The 10,984-nt window shown below is 45.2% G+C and carries 3 protein-coding genes; all 3 read left to right on the top strand.

Features of this window, described 5'->3' with window-relative positions:
• The first annotated feature begins 52 nt into the window (after window positions 1-52).
• The 3 genes from AB432_RS15905 to AB432_RS15895 are packed head-to-tail and all read left to right on the top strand — an operon-like array spanning window position 53 to window position 10,981.
• Complete coding sequence (locus AB432_RS15905) at window positions 53-1,654, top strand: hypothetical protein (RefSeq protein WP_048033111.1); 1,602 nt, start codon at window positions 53-55, stop codon at window positions 1,652-1,654.
• Between the two features lie 56 nt (window positions 1,655-1,710).
• A complete protein-coding gene (locus tag AB432_RS15900; protein WP_048033110.1) occupies window positions 1,711-8,310 on the top strand; it encodes a type I polyketide synthase in 6,600 nt (2,199 codons plus the stop codon).
• Window positions 8,311-8,338: 28 nt separating this feature from the next.
• Window positions 8,339-10,981, top strand: coding sequence for a non-ribosomal peptide synthetase (locus AB432_RS15895; protein ID WP_053079588.1), 2,643 nt, complete (start codon window positions 8,339-8,341; stop codon window positions 10,979-10,981).
• The last annotated feature ends 3 nt before the right edge of the window (window positions 10,982-10,984 follow it).

Below are 10,984 nucleotides of genomic sequence, written 5' to 3'. Positions count from 1 at the left end.
GGATAATTAAATGGCAAGACAGTTCCCCATAAACTAAAAAAGGTGATCAATTGTGAACGCAATCTTAGACCTAGACATTACCCCCATTCATCATGAATCGAGAAATTGCAAAGAGGACACCATCGTTACAGTCGCTTCTTGGTGGAAGCGTGACTATGAACTTATGTTTTTAGAATCGTGGGGGTTTACATTCGACTTATCACAATGGAACAATTCAGGGAAGCTATACCAGAGCATTACGTCAGGCATTGGAGACATGCTGACTTTGTTGAAGCAAGTTCATGGCATCGAAATCATTGTTATGGGGAATAAGTCCTTGCAGGATACAGTCGCTATTGTGGAAAGCGAGCTGAAAGAATCTAGGCCGGTTGCCTTTGATTTGGATTCCTATTATTGTCAGTGGAGTCATGGTTACCAGAAATACCATTCCATTCATACCGGTTTAATCGTAGGGATGGATCCGGAGAATCATTGCTATACGCTAGTAGATTGCTTTTATGAAAAGAAAAATGTAACGATTCCGATCGAACATTGTTTTAAGCATGAATACAGAGGGATTGCGTTATTCCGAAAACTTCCAGATGCTAGCGAAGGCGTTGAATGGAAACAACTCATCATGCAAGCATTGAGCCGGACACTCTTTCAGAATCAGGAAACGAATTCATTTGATATGATGAGAAGTTTTGCCGAAGTTTTGGAGCACTTGCCTACTGTCGAGGTCGAGTTTAACGGATCAAAGGAGGTATGGATGTCTCCTTTGTTAACCGTATTGTACTCGATCAGTAACGGCAGAAAACATTTTTCAACCGCATTGCAATATGTGAAAACAAAGTACCAGGTAGATGACTTAGCTCCATTGATCAATGATCTAGCATATGCTGCGGCGCAGTGGAGCACTATCTTATCGATGATTACCAAAGCATATTATCAATCGAGTGACAGCCAATTAATAAAGCGAGCTGCTAGTAAAATACGAATGGTAGCAGAACTGGAAGAAACAATTGCCGTAAAGCTACGATCCATTTGTGAAGAAAGACCACAGAATAATCAGGTAGTTGAAAAAGCGGAGCATGGGAAAACGGCTACTGAGCACAGAAAGATGAAATACATGGATATCTCGGATTATTGCAATAATAAAGGGTTCAGTCAGTTGGTTTCCCCTGCTTGTAGAGCAGATTTGACTCTGATGGGCGAGTATTTTTTGATCGATCAACTGCCGGATCAGACGATATGGGACGTAGAAGGGATGGAATTTTCTCTTTCTGCGTTTGGCGAGAATATAAACGATAATATCTCTTGTGCTGGGCAAGACATGAAGGTTCCTGAAGGCTATTATTCGAGCATCATGCTCTTAGGATGTTCAGAGTGCGGAAGTTACGCGGAGAGAATTGAGATCTTGTATGAAGACAACGAAGTGAGCTACATTCCAATCCAATTTACCGATTGGTATTTGGAGCCGATATTTGGTGAAACAACAGCATGGGTAGGAAAAGGCGCGCAGCGTAAAGAGGGAGAGGTCAAAATTTTGGAGTTCCCCGTGAGGCTGTTGGTACAAAAATACGAACTGAATCAGCGAAAAAAAATATTGCGTATAAAGTTGCCAGATTGTCCAAATATACATATCTTTGCCATGACCTTGATGGCAGAGGAATAAGCATGCCCGGAAAAGCTGCTGCTTAGATATGAAACCAAGAGAAAAGGAGGGTAACCATGAATGAGGACACACGAACAGGGTTAGAGGTCGCCATCATTGGAATGTCGGGTGCTTTTCCGGGGGCCAAAAACCTTGAGCAGTTTTTTCAAAACGTCAAGAATGGCGTAGAGAGTATCTCTTTTTTTTCAAATAAAGAATTAGAAGAGGCCGGAGTTCTAGCAGAAGTGTACAAAAGGAAGGACTTCGTGAAAGCAAAAGGATATCTTGACGAGAGTGATTATTTCGATCATAACTTTTTCGGATATACGCCAAATGAAGCACAATATATGGACCCACAGACCCGGTTGTTGCACGAGCATACATGGAAAGCACTCGAGGATGCGGGTTATCCTCCAGGAGTGACAAATGACTCCATTGGTGTATATGTGGGGGGGCGTCCCCACTTTCGCTGGGAGGCGTTATCGATATCCGCAGGCTCTCACAACGGAGCCGAGGAGTTTGAAATCGCCCACTTGAATGACAAAGATTTAATGAGCACAAGAGTATCCTATAAACTGCATTTGACCGGACCCAGCTATACCTTGTTTACTGCGTGTTCCACCTCATTGGTTGCTGTTCACGTAGCTTGTCAAGGGGTAGTCAGTGGTGAGTGCGACCTCGCAGTAGCAGGCGGAGTATCCATCACTACCCCCAGCAAATATGGATACATCTATCAGGATGGGATGATCTTGTCATCAGACGGTCATTGTCGGGCTTTTGATGCCAACTCCACCGGAACAGTAGTGGGCAATGGAATCGGATTGGTGATTTTAAAGCGCTTGGAAGATGCCTTGCGCGATAAGGACCATATTTATGCGGTCATTAAAGGGACTGCAATCAATAACGATGGCAACCGCAAAGTCGGATACACCGCTCCAAGCGTAGACGGACAAGTAGAAGTCATTCGGGCTGCTCATCGTGTGGCCGCCGTGGATCCGACCACGATCAGTTATATCGAGGCACACGGGACCGGGACAGCGTTAGGTGATCCGATTGAAGTCAAAGCGCTGACCAAAGCTTTTCAAACGGGCAGAAAAAATTACTGTGGGCTTGGCTCAGTCAAAACGAATATCGGTCACCTCGACAGCGCAGCCGGGATTGCCGGGTTGATCAAGACAGTATTGGCGATTGACAACAAGTGTTTGCTGCCTACCTTGCACTTTTCCAAGCCGAATCAAAATCTTGAGCTGGAAAATACTCCTTTTTATCTGGTAGACCAAGCAACAGAATGGGTTAATTCAACGGGACCTCTACGAGCGGGTGTCAGTTCTTTTGGAGTGGGTGGAACGAATGCGCACGTTGTGTTGGAAGAAGCACCATCCCCGCGGAGCGTTCAGGAAGAAGCGGAGCAGAGCAAGCTTTTGGTATTCTCCGCAAAGACAGAAGAAGAGCTGGATCACGCGATTGACGACTTTGTCAAATATGCAAAAGGAAATCCAGGTGCAGACCTTTCCGCCATCGCTTATACCTTGCAAATGGGACGGGCGCATTTTTCCTATCGCCGGCATGTGGCTTGCGAAACTATTCAAGATGCATGCGTTGCACTGCGCTCGAAAAGTATGCAAGCCATTGGCACGGAAACGAAGAAGGCAGTCCCGCAAACATATTTTGTATTTTCCGAAATAGATCCCAGAAGAGCAGCTACTCTTTATCAAGCGGGTTTACGTAACACGTATTGCCATGAAGATTTTGAAGCACTCTTGCTTCAAACATGCGAGATATTGGGAATCACAAAAACGACTCTGTTCAATGTGAATAGTCAGGCTCAACACGAGCAGATTCTGCCCTTTCTCTTCCAACTGGCATTATCCAAATGGTTGAGCCGAATCGGAGTACAACCTACAGTTGTTATGGGAGTGGGAATCGGAGAGTATGTCGCAAGTTGTCTCGCCGATGTTTTCTCGCTAGAAGATGCATTGATGTTGGTAGAAAAAAGAGGACAGCTCTTGGAAGAACTGAGCGGGAATGAAGACGATCTGTTTTTGCTGGAGGCACTCCAGGCGGAGCTGTTTGAAGCATTTCACTTCACACACCTCTCTCAGCCTTCCATACCCGTGATGTCTTACGATACGGGGAAAACGATTTCCCACGAAGTGATCCTGCCAGACTACTGGGTGAACCGTTTAGGAGAGTGCGTTAACCGACAAGGCTCACTTGTGGCAAGGCAGGAAACGGGTGACAAAGCCCAAAAGCTTCTTTTTGGGACAGATGGGGCAGCAGTCGAAAACGAAAGCCAGTCTACTTCTCTTTCTCTTTTGCAAGGAAATTCCGGGTTCGAGCATCAGCTTCTCGAATCAATTGGTCACTTGTGGTCAAATGGCTGCGCAATAAAATGGGAAGAGATGAACAAGCATCAAAGAAAATCTCGCATTTCTCTGCCGACCTATCCTTTTACGCGGAAAAAATATGGGGTAGAAGCCCAGCAACTCAGAAAACTGACAAATCTGTTGAAGGACAAAGACGATAGCGAGATTGTCAAGAAGAAACCCGAAGATTGGCTGTACATTCCATCATGGACTCGTTCAGATTACAAAGAGACAGCAAAGGAGCTTCCTCCTTGTTTATTTGTTGTTTTCGCTACACAAGATCCCGAAGTAATCGATTGGATCGAACAAATTAAAAATTCAGGCCATACAGTTGTCAGTATCGAATTGGGAGAAGTATTTACACACCAAGGGGGAGAGACCTATACGGTAAACCCTGATAGTCAAGACGATCTGGTCAAACTCTTAAAGAAGCTGCCTATTCTAGAGGACAGGCCTCTGAAGATAGTTCATTTCTGGTGCTTCCAGCATGAGGATGACGCTCCCAATCGACAATGGGAAGCGCGAGAATGGAATCGGTTAGGCTACCACACGTTATTGAACCTAGCCCGAGCAATTGGACAGCTTCAGCTACAGCAAACGATTGCCATCGACATCGTGGCTAGCCAAGTTTTTGAAGTCATCGGAGATGAGACTGTCGTACCAGCTAAAGCTACACTGTTAGGTCCAGTTCGCGTCATCCCCAAAGAATACGATCATATCGTTTGCAGGTTGATCGATGCCGACCGCCGCAAAAATCAGCATGTAGTCCGAATGTTGCTGCAGCAGGTGGACAATCAAGAGAGCGTAAATGATCTGATTGCCATTCGACATGCGTACATCTGGGAGCCTGCGTACAAGCAAATTCATCTGTCGACATCTGTTACTACGACTTCTCAACGGCTCAAGCAGGGGGGAGTCTATGTTATTACCGGGGGCTTGGGAGCAATTGGACTACATGTAGCAAAATTTTTGGCCCAAAAATATCAAGCGACGCTGATTTTGATCAACCGTTCGCAGTTTTTGCCTGAAACAGAGTGGGATAACTGGTATGAACTTCATGGAGAAGAGGACCCTGTAAGCAAAAAAATTTCAATCCTGCGGGAACTGAAGACTTCGGCCAAGAAAGTCTACCTGTATCAAGCAGACATAACGGATGAAAGGCAAATCTCGCAGATTCTCAACCACATTCTGGAGAAAAACAAGGCGATCAACGGTATTATCCATATAGCTGGTGTTCCCGATGGAGCCGTCATTCAGAGAAGAACCAGAGAGATGTGCGAATCCGTGTTTGCGACAAAGGTTTATGGAACCGCGGTCTTGCAAAAAGTGATTGAACAGTTGACACTGCCTATCGACTTCCTTTTGCTCTTTTCCTCATTGAGCTCGGTACTCGCTCCGACAGCACAGGTCGCGTACAGTGCAGCTAATGCCTTTCTGGATGCTTTTTCCAGGGCGAATACTAAAAAGGGTTTCTTCACACAAACAATTAATTGGGATACGTGGGAAGATACCGGAATGGCGAGCCTTTCATCATCATTTCGTCCAGACAGCTCTGTGCTTCCTGGAATTTCGTATAAGGAGATGGAGCACCCATTCTTCCAGTATTTCGTGAAAGAAAATACGGGGCGTACGACTTACGTTTCTCATTTTCAGACGAACAAAGACTGGGTTTTGGATGAACATCGGGTAGGAGACAGAGCCGTGCTCCCAGGGACTTGTTATGTGGAAATGGCATGCGCCGCCTATGAAGCTTTGAACCCCAACTTAGAAACTGCCATGCACATCCAAGATGTGTTTTTTTTGACGCCACTTGTATTGCAAGACGGCGCCGATATTTATGTCCGAACCGTATTGATACGAGAAAATAACGGTTATCAGTTTACGATCGAAAGTGATTCGGGCACTCAAAACGCTAGCTGGATCACACATGCACGCGGTCATATTGGCGTAGGGCGCATCCATCCCCGTGATTATCAACTCACGGCCATCAGCGATGCCTGCGATCAAAACAATTATGGCAAAAACGATTACAATAACCTGCGGGAAAGTAAATTGACGTACGGGCCACGCTGGAACAGCTATTCCTGGGGGAAATTCACTTCACAGCAAGGACTGTCTCTTATCGAGCTGCCACAAGAGTTTGTGGGGGATGTAGTTTCGTATCATTTCCATCCGGCTATTATCGACGTTGCTTTGGTTCATATGGATCATGCCAAAACGAGCGGCGGCGAATACGTACCGTTTTCGTTCAAAAGCATCATTATCCACGGAAAAGTGCCGGAAAAAGTGTACAGTCATATTCGTTGCCAGTCAGCGACTCAGCCGACCAACAAAATCGTGGAGTTTGATCTGACGATTATGGATGAACAGGGGAGGGGCATCATTGAAATAGAGGGCTACCAGGTGGCAGCAGTCACCTCGGATCATCAGACAGACAGCCCGGGCCTGCCGATGGCTAAGACAGTCCCTGACCGCTCGCAAGAAGAATCGCTATCTAATTCGGTCACGTCTCTGACTCCAGAAGAAGGACTCATGCTTTTTCATACTGCACTCGCTACTGGATATCACCAACTCATCGTATCAACAGTAGATTTGCCGAAACGCCTCGAAGCATACAAACAGGAGAAAGTGACCGCATTTGATCAAAGCAGCAGCTTGTCTTCTGCGTTCGACAAGACTGTTGCCAACAAACAGAGTCTATCGCTAGAAGAAGTGGAAGGGATCATTACAAGTATTTGGCAGGCTGTGTTGGGCCATGAACATATTTCCGGTGACGCTGACTTTTTTGAGCTTGGGGGAGACTCGCTAAAAGTATTGACGGTTGCCGAGCGACTGTATCAAGCAAGCAACATAAAAATCCCGATCACGGTATTTTTTCATTCAACCACAGTGGAGAAGCTGGCGCGATATATTATGGATACGTATCATATCGCACAGGAATATACGGGGATTAAGAAAACTGCTCCGCAAGCATACTATCCCTTGTCTTCTGCACAAAAACGGCTGTTTTTCCAGCAGCAGGTTCAACCAGATAACATCGCTTACAACATTCCGGAAATTACCTACATGGAAGGAGATTTCGATCTTGGCAAATTGCAATACGCCTTTGAGCAAATCATTCAGAGGCACGCCATTTTACGGACAGGCTTTGACGTCATAGATGGCGAAATTGTACAGATCATTGCAGACGAGGTCCGATTACAAGTGGAGTACGTAGTTATGGTGGAAGGGGAATTACAACAGGCGGTTGAACAATTTATGCAGCCTTTTGACTTGCGGCACCCTCCTTTAATGCGTGTAAAAGTGATCCGGTACGAAACACAAAAATATGTATGGCTATTTGATATCCACCATATTGTCGCGGATAATATCTCCGTTTCGATTTTGCAGAACGAGTTGATCCAGTTCTACAATGGTCAGTCCGAGGACCTGCAAGCCGTCACGTTGAATTATGTGGATTTTGTTGCGTGGCAAAATGAAATGATTAGACGAGGGGAATATGACAAACAAACAGAGTACTGGCTGCAGCAATTATCTGGTAAAGTGCAGGATGTATTGCTTCCAACCGATTTTCCACGACCGTCTGTGCTAAGCTATCGCGGCGATATTTATTCGTTCTATATAGAAGAAGAGTTAACTGCGAAGCTGAAAGCGGGCATGAAGAGAAACACGACAACTTTGTTTATGAACATGCTGGCTATCTTCAACGTATTACTGCAGAAATATACAGGGCAAGAAGAGATGATTATTGGAGCGAGCCTCGCCGGAAGAAATCACGTTGATCTGGCACAAATGGTTGGTATGTTTGCCAATGTGCTGCCTTTCTATTCTCGGCTTGAGACAAGCGCCAGCTTTCAGGATTATCTGGTGGAAGTAAAAGAGAAAAGTCTGCAACTCTTTGAGAATCAGGATGTGCAGTTTGAAATTTTGGTGGAAAAATTGGGGCTGACTCATCAGTTAAGTACCCATCCATTATTCACAGTCATGCTCGTGCTGCCAGATTTCAAGCCAGCCGAAATTACGATGAATCAAGTCAGAATCAAGCGCTATCCTTTCCGTAATCCTTCATCGAAATTCGATTTGACCCTCTGGGTCTACGATTATGAGCATAGAATCGAATTGCGTATGGAATATTCGACAGATTTGTTTACCCGAAAAACGATAAAAACAATGACCGGCCATTTTCTGGACATTGCCAAGCAAGTAGTCGAGAATCCGGACATGTTGGTAAAAGACATTAGACTGGATGCAGGTCTTGTGAAAGCAAGGGCAGAAGCACTGCTGCAAGATGGAAACGATTTCGTTTTCTAAGCAATCGAAAGCATAGGGGTGGTAGCATATGGGAGGTAATTTCTATACGAACGTGTCATATTTAAATGATGTATATAAAAAAGAGTATGAGTATTGGCAGGAAAAGATGGCAGGCACGGTAGAGAAGAGCTGCTTTTTTGACGGCAAAAAAGACGCTCAAGGGCCAGAGTCTCATATGGAATCGATAGACTATACCCTCCCAGGTGATTATGCCAATCGACTGGTAAAAATAAGCAACCATTCCGATGCTAGATTGCATGTATTGCTGCTGGCGTATACAGGCATATTGCTCATGAAGCATACGGGACAAACAGATATTGTGTTGGGCACAAGCATCTACCGACAACAAGCGGAAGAGGAATTTATCAATACCATACTTCCGATTCGGATAACGGTCACCAATGAAATGAGTCTGATTGAGGTGATCAGCCAAGTCAAACAAATCGTTTCAGAAGCGATCGAACATCAAAACTATCCAATCGAGTTAATCTTGAAAAACGGCAATCAAGATTTGGACTTTCTGGACGTCTCCGTTATTTTAGAAAACATTCAAGATCCGCAATATCTCGCCAAAGCGTCTTCCAATCTTGTCCTGGTGTTTGACAGGAAGCTGGAAGAACTCAGCGCTCGCATTCATTACAATGCCTCGCTCTACCATAAAGAGATGGTCGAGGTTCTGATGGAGAACTTGTTGGTTTTGTTGGAAAATTCGATTAATAATCCAAAAACACCTCTGAAAGAGCTTACCATCCTCACAAAGAGAGATTGGGAGATACTCACGCAGATCAATGAGACGGCTGCCCATTTTCCGGAAAAGGCGACCATCCCGTCTCTTTTTGAGGAATGTGTCAGAACCTATCCGAACCATACAGCAGTTGTTTTTGAAAAAGAGCAGTTGTCTTATGAACAATTGAATCAAAAAGCGAATCAATTGGCCCATTATTTACGGGAGCGAGGAGTAACCACGGAATCGATCGTTGCTCTTCTCATGCCGCCTTCTATAGAAATGCTCATAGGCATCTTAGCCATAGGAAAAGCGGGGGGAGCGTACTTGCCGATCGACCCGGACCTTCCAGCACACAGAATGGAATATATGTTAAAAGATAGCCAGGCTGCACATATCCTCACACAAACATCACAGGAGCTCGTCAGCCATTTTAGCGGTGAAGTGATGTTTGTCGACGATAACAAACTGCTTCTTTATCCCGATACCAATCTTGAGCCCGTTCATGATCCGAATCATCTGGCCTACATTATTTATACTTCCGGAACAACAGGTAACCCCAAAGGAGTCATGATCGAGCACAGAAATGTGGTTCGTTTGTTTTTCCATGAAAATAACAGGTTTGATTTTACCTGTCACGATACTTGGGTGCTGTTTCACTCGTTCGGGTTCGATTTTTCTGTTTGGGAGATTTTTGGGGCATTGCTTCATGGAGGCAAGTTGGTGGTGCTCCCCCATTTGCAAAAAAGAGATTACCGGCAATTGGTACAGCGATTAAGAGAAGAAAAGGTAACGATTTGGAACCAGACTCCCTCTTCCTTTTACCAGTTTATTGAGGAAGAGCTGAAAACGCCTAACAAAGGACTCTGCTTGCGGTATGTCATTTTTGGTGGGGAGGCTCTACTACCTGCGAAGCTTGCTGCTTGGCATGACAAATATCCCGAAACCAAACTGATCAATATGTACGGCATCACGGAAACGACCGTCCATACAACCTATAAAGAAGTGACCTCACAACAGATTCGAGAGAATAAAAAGCTGATCGGCGTCCCTTTTTCTACTGTCCAATTGTATGTATGTAACCGACAAGGCGAAACGGTGCCAATCGGAGTCGTCGGGGAAATGTGGATTGGCGGCGAAGGGGTCGCTCGTGGCTATTTAAACAAACCTGAATTGACGAAGGAACGGTTTCAGCTTCGCCAAATTGGAGACCGGATGGAACGCCTCTATTGCTCTGGCGATTTGGGCAGGTATTTGCCTAATGGGGAAGTAGAATACATCGGGCGCCGTGACAAACAGGTAAAAATCCGCGGATTTCGGATCGAACTGGATGAAGTGCGTTCTCATCTTTTAACCATGGAAACGATTCAAGAGGCAGTGGTGATGGCGCGGGAAATCGAAGAAGATACCAAAATTCTTTGTGCCTATGTGGTAATGAAAGAGAAGAAGGAAGACCGCTTCGATCCGGTGGAAATCAGGCAATATCTGCAAACGCGGGTCGCCGATTATATGATTCCGTCCTTCATCCTTCAGCTCGAAAGCATACCGTTAACGATTAATGGAAAAGTGGATGATACCCAACTCCGCCAAATGGAATTCAAGCAGAGCGGAAAGCATGAATTCGTTCAACCGAACACGGATATGGAAAAAAAGATAGCCGAAGTGTGGAGCAAGGTTCTCAGAACCGATCCAATCGGCATTCATTCTACGATCTTTGATTTAGGTGGAACTTCTTTTGATGTGATTAAAATCAGCAAGGAATTGACTGATCAGTTAGGGCAAGAGATATCAGTCGTCACGCTGTTTACTTACCCCACTGTCAGCATGCTAGCAAAGGTATTGGAAGCTGAGGTCACTGTCCAGAAGTTGCAAGTCGACGCCCGACTCGATTCTATCGAAGAAGGGAAAAGAACGAGAATGCAAAAATTACGTCTGTTAAAAAAGTAGGGA

This window comes from Brevibacillus brevis (assembly GCF_001039275.2).
GTDB classification, from domain to species: Bacteria; Bacillota; Bacilli; order Brevibacillales; family Brevibacillaceae; genus Brevibacillus; species Brevibacillus brevis_C.
Note: the sequence above shows the minus strand (reverse complement) of the source record. Positions and strands in the feature narration are given on the sequence as shown.